The 14,198-nt window shown below is 63.9% G+C and carries 15 protein-coding genes; 6 read left to right on the forward strand and 9 right to left on the reverse strand.

Annotated features, from left to right (window positions below; translation table 11 throughout):
- Positions 1–277: 277 nt before the first annotated feature.
- The 4 genes from FJ426_RS08505 to FJ426_RS08520 all read right to left on the reverse strand — a co-directional run bounded on the left by FJ426_RS08505 (position 278) and on the right by FJ426_RS08520 (position 4,362).
- A complete protein-coding gene (locus tag FJ426_RS08505; protein WP_140499015.1) occupies positions 278–583 on the reverse strand; it encodes a hypothetical protein in 306 nt (101 codons plus the stop codon).
- Between the two features lie 199 nt (positions 584–782).
- Complete coding sequence (locus tag FJ426_RS08510; RefSeq protein WP_140559818.1) at positions 783–1,745, reverse strand: AraC family transcriptional regulator; 963 nt, start codon at positions 1,743–1,745, stop codon at positions 783–785.
- Positions 1,746–2,072: 327 nt separating this feature from the next.
- Entirely contained in the window at positions 2,073–3,110 is a 1,038-nt protein-coding gene (locus FJ426_RS08515; protein WP_181167667.1) for a helix-turn-helix domain-containing protein, read from the reverse strand.
- 124 nt (positions 3,111–3,234) lie between these two features.
- Positions 3,235–4,362 carry a KamA family radical SAM protein gene (locus FJ426_RS08520; protein ID WP_140499021.1) on the reverse strand — a complete coding sequence of 376 codons (1,128 nt, stop codon included), beginning with the start codon at positions 4,360–4,362 and terminating at the stop codon, positions 3,235–3,237.
- Between the two features lie 126 nt (positions 4,363–4,488).
- Here FJ426_RS08520 and FJ426_RS08525 point away from each other — a divergent pair, with 126 nt between their 5' ends.
- Together FJ426_RS08525 and FJ426_RS08530 are read left to right on the forward strand one after the other, a co-directional pair.
- Positions 4,489–4,842 (forward strand): hypothetical protein, encoded by a 354-nt coding sequence (locus tag FJ426_RS08525; RefSeq protein ID WP_140499023.1) that lies wholly within the window; start codon positions 4,489–4,491, stop codon positions 4,840–4,842.
- A 72-nt stretch (positions 4,843–4,914) separates the two neighbouring features.
- Positions 4,915–5,460, forward strand: coding sequence for a DUF1629 domain-containing protein (locus FJ426_RS08530; protein WP_246675521.1), 546 nt, complete (start codon positions 4,915–4,917; stop codon positions 5,458–5,460).
- Between the two features lie 24 nt (positions 5,461–5,484).
- Here the strand turns inward: FJ426_RS08530 and FJ426_RS08535 are convergent, their stop codons facing one another.
- Both FJ426_RS08535 and FJ426_RS08540 read right to left on the reverse strand, forming a co-directional pair.
- Positions 5,485–6,216, reverse strand: coding sequence for an SDR family oxidoreductase (locus FJ426_RS08535; protein WP_140582489.1), 732 nt, complete (start codon positions 6,214–6,216; stop codon positions 5,485–5,487).
- Positions 6,217–6,248: 32 nt separating this feature from the next.
- A complete protein-coding gene (locus FJ426_RS08540) occupies positions 6,249–6,734 on the reverse strand; it encodes a VOC family protein (RefSeq protein ID WP_140582491.1) in 486 nt (161 codons plus the stop codon).
- A gap of 111 nt (positions 6,735–6,845) precedes the next feature.
- Between FJ426_RS08540 and gcvA the strand changes: the two genes are divergently transcribed.
- A complete protein-coding gene (gene gcvA, locus FJ426_RS08545; protein WP_140499030.1) occupies positions 6,846–7,730 on the forward strand; it encodes a transcriptional regulator GcvA in 885 nt (294 codons plus the stop codon).
- A 36-nt stretch (positions 7,731–7,766) separates the two neighbouring features.
- On the opposite strand, the gene FJ426_RS08550 is transcribed toward gcvA, so the two are convergent.
- Entirely contained in the window at positions 7,767–9,389 is a 1,623-nt protein-coding gene (locus FJ426_RS08550; RefSeq protein WP_140565326.1) for an ABC-F family ATP-binding cassette domain-containing protein, read from the reverse strand.
- Between the two features lie 288 nt (positions 9,390–9,677).
- On the opposite strand from FJ426_RS08550, the gene FJ426_RS08555 reads away from it, so the two are divergent.
- Positions 9,678–9,959 (forward strand): hypothetical protein, encoded by a 282-nt coding sequence (locus FJ426_RS08555; RefSeq protein ID WP_140582494.1) that lies wholly within the window; start codon positions 9,678–9,680, stop codon positions 9,957–9,959.
- Between the two features lie 5 nt (positions 9,960–9,964).
- Here the strand turns inward: FJ426_RS08555 and FJ426_RS08560 are convergent, their stop codons facing one another.
- On the reverse strand, positions 9,965–10,870 hold the full coding sequence (locus tag FJ426_RS08560) for a S1C family serine protease (RefSeq protein WP_140825159.1): 906 nt from the start codon (positions 10,868–10,870) through the stop codon (positions 9,965–9,967).
- 235 nt (positions 10,871–11,105) lie between these two features.
- Here FJ426_RS08560 and yghU point away from each other — a divergent pair, with 235 nt between their 5' ends.
- Positions 11,106–11,972 carry a glutathione-dependent disulfide-bond oxidoreductase gene (yghU, locus tag FJ426_RS08565; protein ID WP_140499040.1) on the forward strand — a complete coding sequence of 289 codons (867 nt, stop codon included), beginning with the start codon at positions 11,106–11,108 and terminating at the stop codon, positions 11,970–11,972.
- 355 nt (positions 11,973–12,327) lie between these two features.
- Complete coding sequence (locus FJ426_RS08570; protein WP_140499042.1) at positions 12,328–13,068, forward strand: sulfotransferase family protein; 741 nt, start codon at positions 12,328–12,330, stop codon at positions 13,066–13,068.
- A 151-nt stretch (positions 13,069–13,219) separates the two neighbouring features.
- Here the strand turns inward: FJ426_RS08570 and FJ426_RS08575 are convergent, their stop codons facing one another.
- Positions 13,220–14,182, reverse strand: coding sequence for a hypothetical protein (locus tag FJ426_RS08575; RefSeq protein WP_181167220.1), 963 nt, complete (start codon positions 14,180–14,182; stop codon positions 13,220–13,222).
- Between the last annotated feature and the right edge of the window lie 16 nt (positions 14,183–14,198).

Genomic DNA, 14,198 nt, shown 5'->3' on the forward strand with positions numbered 1-14,198 from the left:
TAGGTCCTTGTTTCGTTTCCTCGGCGCGGGCCGTCAGATTGGCCCGCTACAGTGAAGACCCTGCAGCCCCGCGCTTTATTCCCGGGCGCGATGAGATTCTTTTGAAGGAGAAAAATCAGGGGCTCGGCGGCCAGGACTGAAGTCCTCGCCCACGAATATTAGCGAGAGGAACCAGGCTGGGAATGCCGCCGCGTTCCGGCACGCCGACCGCGTGCACGCACGAAAGGCGCCGGCGCAGCGCGCCGGCGCCTCTGATGATACGCCGAGTCCGTTCTGGTTACGGACAGGTCTTCTTGCCGCAGACCGCGATGCAGATCGCCGGGTTCGAACAGGTGTAGGTTTTTCTCGAGCTGGTCCCGGACGAAGACCCGCTGCTGGAAGCGGCGATCTGCCCGGACGCGCCTTTGGACAGGTCCAGCGCCTTCATGTCGGGATCGCGCGCGGCGATCTTGCCGCATGTTTCGCTGCCGCAGACCGCCCTGCAGATTGCCGGATTCATGCATTTGTAGGCCGCGAAGACCTCGGTCGGAAGAATTGCGCAGAAAACCGTAATGCCCAGTATCAAGCTTCTCGCCGCACGCATTTTTATCTCCAGGGCCAGCTTTCCGATGTCACGGAGGCCTGGCCGCTCGCCCCCGCTCCCGCGCATGCCGTTGCACCCGCGTCCGCCGGCGCGACCATGCCCGCACCGTGGATAAAGGCGTATCGCACTGGCGGCACAGGCAAGTGGCACTGACGGAACAGGTGACCGGGTTTGCCATGCGTGAGCGGCCGCATGCGTCTCACGGCGCGCGGCCGGCGCGCACCTCCGATGGGGTCATGCCATAGCGGGACCGGAACTGCCGGTAGAAGGTCGAGGGTTCGACCAGCCCCGCCTCGAAAGCGAGGTCGGCGATCGGCCTTGCTGAAAAAAGCGGGCTGGCGAGCTGCCGGTGGACCCGCTCCAGCCGTCTTTGCATGACATAGTCGGAAAACCCCTGCCCCTCTTCGGCGAAAAGGCGCCTGATGTAGCGCGGGCTGAGCCCCAGCCCCCGGCCCGCCGTCTCTGCCGAGAGGCGCGCTCGGTGCAGGTTCTCCTCGATATAACGCTTGATGGCATTCATGCGGGCGGTACGAACGCCGCGGCCGGCGACCACCTGGTCAACCTCGCGGTTGGCGCCGACCGCCGCGGCGAACAGATCGGCAATGTGCTGGGCGGCCAGCGGCGCCAGACCGGGGCCGATCGCCCCACCCGCCACCGCCTCGACATAGGCCAGCAGAAGCCGCGCTTCAGGCGTGCCGGGATTGATGGCATCCGGCCTGAGATCGCCGACATGGCGAAGGAGAGGAGTGAGCGTCGATCGGGCAAATCGCGCGCAGATCGTCCAATCGCCGTTCTGCGCCCTCGCTCGCCAGCTCCGGTCCATCGGCATGATGCAGGGCGCACCGGGCGAGGTCTCAACCGCCTCGTGCCGTGCCGTATCGAAACGCCACCCGCCCGCGATCCAGGACACCACCAGGTCGTCATTGGCGTCCTGCTGGAGCGCGGGCGTGCGTTCCCAAGCCATGGGCGCGACCTGCCCGTGGGCCACGCTCACCCCTGGCAGGATGGTGGTGGAGGCGCTTAGCCGCAACTCGCCGCGTTCAAGCGGCGCAAGGTCCAGCCGCATGCAGATGCGGCCATAGAACTCGCGCACGGCAGCTTCGCGCTCTCGGGCCGCGATCGCGTCCGTGGACAGAACTATGATGGTGTCCTGGTCGGCCACCTGCGTTCGATCCCCGCTCAGAACCTCACGGGGTGCCGCCGATGGCGGGCGCCGTTTGCTGCCTCTCCGCTCTAGACAGTGCCATGAACCCCTCCAGTGCCCTCGACGTGGTGTGAGCCTTCGGCCGCTTTTCGCGCGGGCTGCGGCAGAATTTCAAGACCTATGTGAGGGCTCCGCGCAAATGTGGCATGAGGCGCAGGGAATGTGGCCGCTGGTGCAACCGATCGGGGAAATCGCCTCGGAAAGCACGGGAAGGCTCTTCACATGCCTGCTGATCGGACACCGCTTGTCCATTGATTCATTTGCCTTTCGGCTGGCACGCCGCCTCTATCGCAGTTCGCGGATCCAGTGCCACATGGTGCGGTTCTCGCCATGGCCGAGGGACTGGCTGCGCCCATGGGCGGCATGTGCCCGCATCTCCCGCGGGGTCATGTCGAAAGAGCGGCGGAAGGCGCGCACGAAGCTCTTGCGGTGACCGAAACCATAGCGATCGGCGATCTCGGCAATGCTTTCGTGCCGGCGGCCGGGATCGGCGAGTTCGGCGCGGCAGCGGCGCAGCCTCTCCTCCTGGATATATCTGGAAAGACCGCCATGAGGCTCGAAGAGGTAATAGAGCTTGCGCATGGAAATGCCGAACATGGCGGCGATGGCCTCGGCGGTGAGGTGCCGGCTGCGGATATGCGCGTCGATGTGGCGACGGATCTCGCTGGTCAGCGCCAGGTGGACCGAGGCGGCGTTTTCCTCCGCCACGGCCGAATTCACGGCTGCGGCGGCGAGTTCCAGCGTCGGCCCGATCACCGCCTCGGCGTCCTGACGGCTCATTGCGGGCGCGGCCCCGTAGAGGCCCACAAGATGCCCACGCAACAGCGCCGCCAACGGCGCGTTGCCGGAAATGACGCGCATATTGTGCTCGTCCGGCGCCTTTAGGAATGGCGCCAGCAGGCGGCGCGGCATGGTCAGGTTGAGGCTGTCGAAATCGGACGTACCCGTCGACTGGGCCTGTGCCAGGTCGGCCACGATCAGGTCCCCCGACGAGGCCTTTTCATCCGATGCGCCATCGCGCCGTCCATGGCTTCCGCGCAGGCAGACCTGCACAGTGATGTGATCGAGGCCGTCGCGGCTGATCCGGGCGCGCGAGCGGTCGAAGCTTTGCGCGATGCACCCATACGAGGTGAGAACGATCTCGCCGAAGTGAAAGGCATCGGCGTGGAAATGAAACCGGTCATCGCCGGCGTTGCGCAGGCGAACGTCGTAGAGCAGGCCGATATTCTCCTGCCACAACGCAAGGGCTTGCCGAGGCGCCAGGCCTGCCGTGTCCAGCACGCAGTGCTGAACCCCGGTGTCGACGAATTGCCGTTGGGACACAACGCCTTGACTGCTGCCTGCCGCTGCCACCGCCCATGCTCCGCAACCGCGAACCGCTCACAATATGCATTTATGCCGGGGCGCGACAACGCCTGATCGCACGGACGCCGCCGGGAATGTGGACTCAGAGCTGGCTCACCACTTCTGTATATTCCCTCACCTTTCCATCCTGCCCACGAATGCGCCAGTTGCCGCCGTCGCGGTCTTCCACGTAACCCGGCCCGATCGGCACCTTGCCGCCACCGTCGGGCAGGTCGAGCACGTAGATGGGATTGCAGATGCCGGACAGGCGCGCGCGCAGCGCGGCCACCAGCGCCTGGCCTTCGGCGATCGTGGTGCGGCGGTGCGCCATGCCGCGCGCGAGGTCGCCATGGTGGAGGTAGTAGGGCTTTACCCCCAGGCGGTACATCAGCTCGCGGCAGAGTTCTTCCTGCACCTCGACAGTGTCGTTGACGCCCTTGAGCAGGACGCTCTGGTTGAGCAGCACGAAACCCGCCTGCCGCAAGCCGCGGCAGGCCGCCTCGGTCGCATCGGTGATCTCGCGCGGATGGTTGAAATGGGTGACGACCGTGATCATCAGCCGGCCTTGCAAGGCAGTGATCAGCCCTGGCGTGATGCGCGAAGGCAGCGCGACCGGCACGCGGGTGTGGATGCGCATCAGCCGCACATGCGCGATCGCCTCGATGCGGGCGCGGATTTCGCTGAGCGCCTTGTCGGGCAGCGAGAGCGGGTCGCCGCCAGTCAGGATCACCTCGCGGATCTCGGGGTGGGAAGCGATATAGGCGAGCGCCGGCTCCAGGGCTTCGCGCGTATAGCCACGTCCGATCGAGGTCAGGGACTCCTTGCGGAAGCAGAAGCGGCAATAGACCGCGCATTGATAGGTGGGAAACAGCAGCACCCGGTCGGCATGGCGATGCGTCAGCCTGGGCACCGGACTGAAGGCGTGGTCGCCGATCGGGTCGTCGAGCTCGCCTTCGCCGGTCACCAGCTCGTCGGGAGACGGGATGACCTGCGCCCGGATAGGATCGGCGGGGTCTTCCCAGTCGATCAGGTCGAGATAGGATTTGGGGATGCGCACCTTGTGACCGGAGGCTGCTTCCTGGGCCGCCGCGCGTTCGCCCGGCGACAGCGGCAGCACGGCCAGGTCGCGCACATGGCGCACGCCGGCGCGGATGTCGTCCTGCCAGGCGGCGTCGGCATCGGAAACGGGCTCAGCTTCGGCCGTCGTCTCATCGTGGAGCTGTGTGGTCATGGGGTTCTCGAGGTTTTTAGCGGACCTATCGGCCGGATGGCCTGCCGGGTCAACCGCCTTGCGCCGGCCTTCCCCGTGTAGCAAGGAGGGTCTGTGCTCTCGAAAATGCCGCGGAGAAGACCCGGGATGAAACTTGTGGTGTTGGTGGTGCTAGCCACGGTGGCAACTGGATGTGTGAGCTCTCCGGTGGATTATGGGGCCTCGCTTTCGACGCAAGACCCGAAATGGATATCGCCGGAATGCCAACAGGCCCGGGTCGAGGCCTCGAACTATGATGCGCGTGAAAAAGAGCATCCCGGTTGGGGGACCGGTGTCTTCCTTGGCCCTTACGGATTGGGTCTCGCGGCAGCCATCAAGGAGCACGAGCAAAAGGAGCGCAAGATATTCGCCCGCAGGATACATTTGCGGTGCTCGAGTTTGCCGCTGCCGAACGAACTCGCGGGCGAGCCGGGCCCCCCGGCCACGACAAAATATCCATAGATGATATGCTTTGATGCTTCTGAAGGCAGGCCAGCGTTTGATGGGATCGCAGAAGCGGAAGCAGGACTGAACTTGGGAACGCCGCCCATGACGACCATTTACGAATTCGCGGTTGTCGAGGGCCAGGAATGGGTGCTTCCGGTCGACGAGGCCTACTACGAGGTCTTCTTCTCCCTTGACGGAACACCCCTCGAGAACTGGGACCCACCGGTCATGCGCCGCGTGTCGGAGGGCGACCCCCTCTATTCGGACTTCCCTTGGCTTGGCGAGCATGCGCCGCTTTTGCGCAAGCCTGCCGTCGACGCGCTGAAGGCATATCTGCTGCCCTATGGCCAGCTGATCCCGTTGCGCGGGGAAGAGGTCTGGCTTTTCAACGTGACCACCGTGATCGATGCGCTGGACGAGGAGCGGTCTGGAATCGTCTATTTTGATGACGGCGCCATTCTCGCGATCGAGCGATACGAATTCGATGCGGACAAGATCGGCACCGCCGAAATTTTCAAGCTGCCGATGCGCGCGTCCCCGGTGTTCGTCAACGACGCATTAGTCAATCGCGTGCGCGACGCCGGACTGCGGACGGTATCGTTCAAACCCAGGTGGCGGCGCATCGAAGCGTGACGTTTGACGACCCTGCGATGCCAACTAGATCAGGTTCTGTCCGCCATCGATGCGGATCGTCTCGCCGGTCGTGAATTCGCTTTCCATGAGGTAGAGATAGGCAGGGGCGACGTCGGCGGGCGTAGCGACCTTTCTCGCGGGCAGGCGGGCGGCTATGCCGGCGAAAAAACCGGATTTGGCCTCACCGACGAGTTCGTCCCACATCGGCGTGTCGACCCATCCCGGCGACACGATATTGACGCGCGTCGGGGCCAGCTCCAGCGCCAGCGCCCGGGCGAAATAGCTGAATGAACCGGCGATCGCGGAAACAACCGAGCCTCCGGGAACCGGCGGGCGGTCCTTGTTGATGCCTGATGTAAAGGTCATCGACCCTCCGGCTTTCAGCGTGCGCACGCCATGTTTGGCGAGCATCACGGCGCCGATCAGCTTGTTGTCGACGAAGCGCCGCACGTAGTCCATGTCGGTCTGGCCGATCGGGTCGTTGGGCGGCGGCGTGCCGGCCGTCGAGACGAGGTGGTCGAAGGCACCGGTTTCGTCGAACATCCGGGCAATGTCCGCTTCCTTCGTCATATCAGCCGAAAGGCTTCGCACGCGACCGCCTGGGCCGAGCGCCCGTTCCGCGGCCTTGAGCTTTTCGCCCGAGCGGCCGACGATCACCAGCTCCGCGCCGCGCTCCAGCGCGGCTGCCGCTACGCCGAGCCCTATGCCGGAACTGCCTCCGACGACAATAATTCTCTTGCCTTTGAGCGATGCCATGGGAACCTCCGTCTTCAGGATGGACTGCTGGATTACGCCTTGCCGGCGTGGGCCGCCTCAATGTCGGCGACAATGATCTTGCTCATCTTGTACGTCGCCTGCCGCGCCCGCCCCGCCTTGTCGCGGTCCGGGTCGTTCATCAGGCGCAGCGCCGCTTCGGGGATCACCTGCCAGTAGACGCCGAATTTGTCCCTCAGCCAGCCGCAAGGCTTTTCAGCGCCGCCGCCCGCCGTCAGCGCGTTCCAGTAATAATCTGTCTCGGCCTGGTCCTTGGTCTCGATGTAGAGCGAGATCCGCTCATTGAACGGCGGCATCGAGCCGGCATTGAGCGCGGTGAAGCGCTGGCCCTCGAGCTCGAAGTCGAAGATCGCGTGCGGCACCGTTTTATTCGTGCCGCCGACGAAATCGGTGAATTCGATCGCCTCAAGCGCCCGGCCATTCTTGAACACAGACAGATAGAAGTCGCGCGCCTCTTCGGCGTTGAGATTGAACCAGAGGAAGGGGTGAACGGTAGCCATGCTGCTCTCGTGACGTTTGATCACAAATCCTGCGAGCATTCTGTCCAGCATGCGCTGGACAGACAATCCAAACTTTGGCAAGGATTTGTGATCAAATCTCACAGATTGGCCATGATCCGCAGACTTCCCCCACTCAACGCGCTGCCGGCCTTCGAGGCCGCCGCGCGGCATTTGAATTTCTCCAGGGCAGCCGACGAGCTCAACGTCACGCACGGCGCCGTCAGCCGGGCGATCAAGCACCTTGAGGAACAGCTCGGCGTGCTTTTGTTCGAGCGCGCGACGCGCTCGGTGCGCCTCACCGCCGTGGGCGAGCCCTATGCGAGGGCGGTCCACGAGATGCTCGACCAGCTCGCGGCCGCCACCCAATCGGCGACGGCCGCCCATTCGGGCTCGACATTGAACGTCTCCACCTCCGACGGCTTCGCGGGAAAATGGCTGGTGCCGCGGCTCTATCGCTTTCATCGCGCGCATGGCGACATCGACGTCAGGATTTCGACGACGGGCAGGTTGACCAATTTCCTTGGCGACGGCATCGACGTCGCCATCCGCTATGGCGCCGGAAACTATCCGGGTCTCACATCGGAATTCCTCACTGGCGAGGAGGTGTTTCCAGTGTGTAGCCCGAGGCTCATGCAGGGCGCCTGGCCGCTGGAGAAGCCCGACGATCTCAGGCACCACACGCTGATCCATGATGGTTTCCCGATCGGCTGGGCGGCCTGGCTGTCCAGCGCGGGAGTGGAAGGCGTGGATCCGCGGAGCGGGATTACCTTCGATTCCGCCACTTTCGCCGTCGAATCGGCCGTGCAAGGTGAAGGCGTGGTACTTGGCCGGACCATGCTCGTGGCGGCCGACCTCGCCACCGGAAGGCTTGTCCGCCCTTTCGGCCACGCGCTGAAATCGGTTTCCAGCTTCTACCTGGTCTACCCTCCGGACGCGGTCCGCCGGCGCAAGGTGAAGGCTTTTCGCGATTGGCTCTTTTCGGAAATGACGGCGTAGCGTTCCACGGCCGCTTCCGGAGAGTAGCCTCTGTGCTTATCCCCTCAGCCCCGGTGCCTCCTGCCCGGTGCGCTCGACATATTCGGTGTAGCCGCCGCCATAGGTGTGGATGCCATCCGGCGTCAGTTCCAGCACGCGATTGGACAGCGCCGCGAGGAAATGGCGGTCGTGCGAGACGAACAACATGGTGCCCTCATACTGCGACAGCGCCTCGATCAGCATCTGCTTGGTGACGATGTCGAGATGGTTGGTCGGCTCGTCCAGCACCAGGAGGTTGGGCGGGTCGAACAGCATCAGCGCCATCACCAGCCGCGCCTTTTCGCCGCCCGAAAGCACCCGGCACTTCTTCTCGATCTCGTCGCCGGAAAAACCGAAGCAGCCGGCAAGCGCCCGAAGCGGCGCCTGGCCGGCCTGCGGAAAATTGTCCTCCAGCGTCTGGAACACGGTGCGCTCGCCGTCGAGCAGTTCCATGGCATGCTGGGCGAAATAGCCCATTTTCACGCTAGGCCCGCGCGCCACCGAACCCTGGTCGGGATCTGAGGCTCCGGCCACCAACTTCAACAACGTCGATTTGCCCGCGCCATTGACGCCCATGATGCACCAGCGCTCGCGGCGGCGGACCTGGAAGTCGAGCCCTTCGTAGATCGAACGGCTGCCATAGGCCTTGTGGACGTTCTTCAATGTCACGACGTCCTCGCCGCAGCGCGGCGCCGGCTGGAACTCGAAATTCACCGTTTGGCGGCGCTTCGGCGGCTCGACGCGATCGATCTTGTCGAGCTTCTTCACCCGGCTCTGCACCTGGGCCGCATGCGACGCGCGCGCCTTGAACCGTTCGATAAAGGCGATCTCCTTGGCCAGCATCGCCTGCTGGCGCTCGAACTGCGCCTGCTGCTGCTTGTCCGCGATCGCGCGCTGCTGCTGGTAGAATTCGTAATTGCCGGAATAGGCGGTGAGCGAACCGCCATCGATCTCCACCACCTTGTTGACGATACGGTTCATGAACTCGCGGTCATGCGAGGTCATCAGGAGCGCGCCGTCATAATTCTTCAGGAACTGCTCGAGCCAGATCAGGCTTTCCAGGTCGAGATGGTTGCTCGGCTCGTCGAGCAGCATGGCGTCGGGCCGCATCAGCAGAATGCGCGCCAGCGCCACGCGCATCTTCCAGCCGCCGGAGAGTTTTCCCACGTCACCGTCCATCATCTCCTGCGAGAAACCGAGACCGTCGAGCACTTCCCGCGCCCGGCCGTCGAGCGCATAGCCGTCGAGTTCCTCGAAGCGGTGCTGCGCCTCGCCATAGCGTTCGATGATCTCGTCCATCCGGTCCGCCTGGTCGGGATCAGCCATACCCGCCTCCAGCGCCGCCATCTCGGCCGCCACTTCGCTCACCGGCCCGGCGCCGTTCATCACTTCGGCCACCGCGCTACGGCCGTCCATATCGCCGACATCCTGGCTGAAATAGCCGATCGTGACGCCGCGATCGACCTGCACCTGGCCCTCGTCGGGCTGTTCCTGCCCGGTGATCATGCGAAACAGTGTTGTCTTGCCGGCGCCGTTGGGGCCGACGAGCCCGACCTTTTCGCCTTTCTGCAAGGCGGCTGACGCCTCGATGAAGACAAGCTGACGGCCGTTCTGCTTGCCGATGTTTTCAAGTCTGATCATGAGTGGTCCGGGAGGCTGATGTGAGGGTGCGGGAGTTGCCCCGGCCCATACGCGAATGACAGCGGCGGGGAAAGAGGCAGAAGCGCCGCAGCGGGCGCAGCGCTCTTACGTCTTCCCACAGCGGAGGAGGGAGAAGCGCCCTCCAGACACACTTTAGAACAAGATTCAACGTCCGGGAAAAACTGGAGAAAAGCGGTGCTGCGATAACCACCCCCGCGGCGGCCGGAACCGCTCGCGGCGCAACGCAAAGGGATGGTCCTGAAAATGCAACGACGTCCGACCGGATGGATGAGTGCCCTGCTTGGCATTTCGTTTGCCATCAATGCGGTCGCATCGCAAGCACGCCAGCCGGCATGTGAAGAAGCCTGTACGCAAGCACACCCACGTCAGGAAGCACAAGGCCGCGGCTTGATCTTCTCAAGCCCGAACAAGGAGATAGAACGGTATCTTGAATCTCTTGATCGTCTTCTTCTTGACGTCCTCCCAGGAAAAAGCCGCCCTCGCGCAAGCGACGGCGGCTTTTCTTTGGACTGGGCTGAAGGCTTTCCTTCTCTGCTGTCGAGAAGGTAACGCGCTCACTGCAACTGCGGCTTCTTCAGGAAACTGTCGCGATCGGCGGATTTGACGCGCAGCCAGGTTTCACGGCCGTCGCGCAGGACCCGCATCGGGATCTCGGCGCCGGCCGAACCGCTGTCCCATAGCTTGCGATAGAAATCGGCCAGCCCGTCGACCGCGCCGTCGCGTATGTCTGAGATGACGTCGCCCTCGCGCAGGCCCGCCTTGGCGGCCGGACCGCCTTCGGTCACGCTCATCACCACCACCCGGCCGTCGCTTTCGGCCGAGAGGGCGCCGAGCCATGGCCGTGGCGGCCGCGCCACCTGGCCGCGCGTCAGGAGATCGTCGAGGATCGGCGGCAACAGGTCGATCGGCACCACCATGTTGATATCGGCGACCTCGCCGTTGCGGCTCATCTGCAGGCGCAGCGACCCGACGCCGAGCAGCGCGCCCTTTGCATCGAACAGCGCCGCGCCGCCCCAGGAAGGATGCGCCGGCGCGATGAAGATCGCTTCCTCGAGCAGATATTCCCAATAGCCGGCGAATTCCTGCTTGGTGACGATCCTGGCCTGAACCGACTGGCCGACGCCGTCGGCGAGCACCACGCTATCCCCGATCCTGGCCCTGCCGGCGTCGCCCAGCGCCACCGCCGGCAGGCCAAGCGGCGCCAGCGCCTGAACCAGGCCAAAGCCCGATTCCTGGTCGTAGGCCAGCGCATGCGCCGGCACGACGCGGCCGTCATGGGTCGTAAGCCACACCTCTTCCGCCTCGGTAATGAGATAGCCGATGGTCAGCACCAACCCATTCTCGCGGATAACGACGCCGCTGCCTTCGCGCAGCGTGCCCAATGCCCCGGCAGTGAAGGCATCGTCTGGAATGGTGGCGCGCACCGCAACGACGGAGCGTCTGTTGGGATTGATGGGCATGCTCTTGTCCTGGACGGGCTTGGGGGTCACGTTCCTATAGGTATGGCACGCGAACCAAGGCGCAAGGGGTTGGGGGGCATCCCTCCATCCTTTCGAAGCCCAAAGGGAAGATGAGAGGCATGGTCATTGACAATAGTTCAACGCAAGTTGAACTTTCCCGTTTGCAGCCCTAGCTGTAGGTGCAACTGCCAGTCCCGCTTCCAACCTGTCTCTCCCCACAATACGAGGCCCCGCGATGACCGAATACACTCCGCCGAAAGTATGGACCTGGAACAAGCCGAGCGGCGGCGCCTTCGCCAGCATCAACCGCCCGATCGCCGGCCCGACGCATGACAAGGTGCTGCCGGTGGGCAAGCACCCGTTGCAGCTCTATTCGCTGGCGACGCCGAACGGCGTCAAGGTGACGATCATGCTGGAGGAACTGCTGGCGCTTGGCCACAAGGGCGCCGAATACGACGCCTGGCTGATCAGGATCAACGATGGCGACCAGTTCGGCAGCGGCTTCGTCGAGGTCAATCCGAACTCCAAGATCCCCGCACTGATGGACCGCAGCGGCGCCACGCCCATCCGCGTCTTCGAGTCCGGTTCGATCCTCACCTATCTCGCCGAAAAGTTCGGCGAGTTCCTGCCGACCGACCAGCCGGCGCGCGCCGAGACCCTGTCCTGGCTGTTCTGGCAGATGGGCTCTGCCCCTTATCTCGGCGGCGGCTTCGGTCATTTCTATGCGTACGCGCCGACCAAGATCGAATACGCCATCGACCGCTTTGCCATGGAAACCAAGCGCCAGCTCGACGTGCTCGACCGCCGCCTGGCCGAAACCGAATATCTTTCCGGCGCCGGCTACTCGATCGCCGACATGGCGGTCTGGCCCTGGTATGGCGGACTGGCGCTCGGCCGCATGTACAATGATTCCGGCGAGTTCCTTTCGGTGCAGGATTACAAGAACGTGCAGCGGTGGGCGAAGGCGATCGACGAGCGCCCCGCGGTCAAGCGTGGCCGCATGGTCAACCGCGCATTCGGCGAACCCGCGATGCAGCTGCACGAACGTCACGACGCCAGCGACTTCGATACGAACACGCAGGACAAGCTCGCGGCTGAGTGAGCTGCGAGGGCGGGCAGCGGCGCTGCCCGCCCTCCGTTTGATTTTGCGAAAGCGTCGATGACGGCAACGTCTCACCTGGAGGCGTGGATATCGCGCCGATCCGCTCCGCGCCGTCCAAGACGGCAATGCGTCTTCTTCTATCATCGTCCGACGTCAACAGCGGTCCTCTCACACAGGCCCCATAGAAATCTGTTGCGCAAATGCCGGCCGGGGCGCAACGTGTTGCCAGCAGATCGATGCAAGCGAGCAAATCGATCCTGCAGCGCGGCGTCCTTGTCGCGCAGGGCATGCCTAGGGTTGCCGCGGCGTCCTTTTTTGGCGCGAGCACGCGGCCTTGGTTTGGTCGGGGGAACAAATGACGCTCACGCTGATCGGGGCCGGCTTCGGGCGCACCGGTACATGGTCGACCTTCGTCGCGCTGAACAGGCTCGGCCTGCCCTGCTACCACATGCAGGAAGTGATCCTGAACAAGGCCAACAAGGGCCATCTCGATTTCTGGCGCAAGGTGGCCAACAGCCCGCCCGGCACGCAGCAGGACTGGAGCCGGGTGTTCGGCAATTACAAGGCGACGGTCGACAATCCAGGCTGCTGCGTGTGGCGCGAACTGATGGCCGCCTATCCCGACGCCAAGGTGCTGCTCACCTTGCACCCGCGCGGCGCGGAAGCCTGGTACGAGAGCACCATCGACACGATCTACTTCACCGAGAATGTCTGGCAGTTCAAGATCCTGGAATGGCTGACGCCGTTCGGCCGGAAATTCGGCGACATGTCACGCAGGCTGATCTGGGGCCGCACGCTAGCCGGCGTCATGGGCAACCGCGCCAAGGCCGTGGAGCGCTACAACGCATATGTCGAGGAAGTGAAGGCGGCGGTGCCGCCGGAAAAGCTGCTGGTGTTCAAGGTCAGCGAAGGCTGGGCCCCGCTCTGCCACTTCCTCGACGTGGCGCAACCGAACGAGCCCTTCCCCAATCTCAACGACCGCGAGGCCATCAAGAAGATCATCGCCGACATCATCAAGGGCTCCTACATCATGCTGGCGCTAAGCGTGGCGGCCGTTATCGCGGTGATCGCGGCGCTATGGTGGTGGCTGGGGTAGTTGGGCGCCGTTCGTCGATCCCTCGGTGCAGCGGGAGCGAAGCGACGAAGGCTTTGCGATCCAGGCCACGCGATTGCGAAAAAGCGCTGCGGTCAAAACAAGGGCGTCGTTGTCGATACCGCCAAGCAGGCTGAATCGCGCGATCACCGCGTTAATTGGTGCCGCCGTCCGAGGACCGTCGTACCCGAATCTCGATACGCCGGCGTTCCCGAACATCGCCAACGTGGCTGCCGTCGGCGATAATGTCTCCCGGCATTACGAGCTGTGCCGCTGACAACGGAATGATCTTCACACTGCCCAGCCGTCCCGTCTGGATCAGCGCGTTCGCTACCGCGATAGCGCGCGAGAGCCCCAGCCCCGCATTGTCGGCCGGGGTCAAATCGCTGATAGCGCTGGCTCCGTTCATCGCCGAGATCGCAACCGCATCGAGGTTGGACGGCTTGGCCGGATTGATTTTCTGCTCATCCGTGTGACCGACGATCTCGACGACATCGACTTTGTAGCGTGTCAGCAAAGACAGAACGTCGTCCGTGACCTTGGTCTGCAAACGAGCCCGGAACGCGTCGGTGAGAGCAGCGCTGCCACGTTCAAATGTATAGCCGTCGTCGCTCAACGTTATCATCGGCGGCCACTGCATCGACGATTCAGCGTCCGCGCTCCTGTCGTTGGAGGCCGAGAGCGTCTTTTCAAGTCGGTCCAGCAGACGGGGGTCGGCGGCTTTGGCTTCGCTGATTTCGAGCAGCAATTTCCGCAGCGTCGGATCTGACGTCGGCGCGGCATCGATGCCCTTTTCCGTAAGCCCGTCGATCACCGCTTTGGCCGCAACGAGCTCGGTCCAGTTGGCTGGCGGCAAAGGAAGCGCCGCTTTTGGAAACAGCGCCTGCAGGCGCGCCAGTTCGGCACGCATGTCGGCAAGCTGGCCCACCGTGATGTCCAGGTTCGCGGAGGCCTGCAGCTCGGCGATCCTCTCATCTTTTCGCTGTGCGATGCTGGCCGAGACCAGAAGGAGGCAGAAAAGCAGAAGGAGGAGAAGCTCGGCCATTGTGAGCCCAAGCACCACGCCTCGGCGATGGCCGCGTTCCCCTTCGGCGATAAGCGAGGAAGGCATCTTCATCGACATCGTCCCACAC

The organism is Mesorhizobium sp. B2-6-4 (genome assembly GCF_006441495.1).
Classification (GTDB): Bacteria; Pseudomonadota; Alphaproteobacteria; order Rhizobiales; family Rhizobiaceae; genus Mesorhizobium.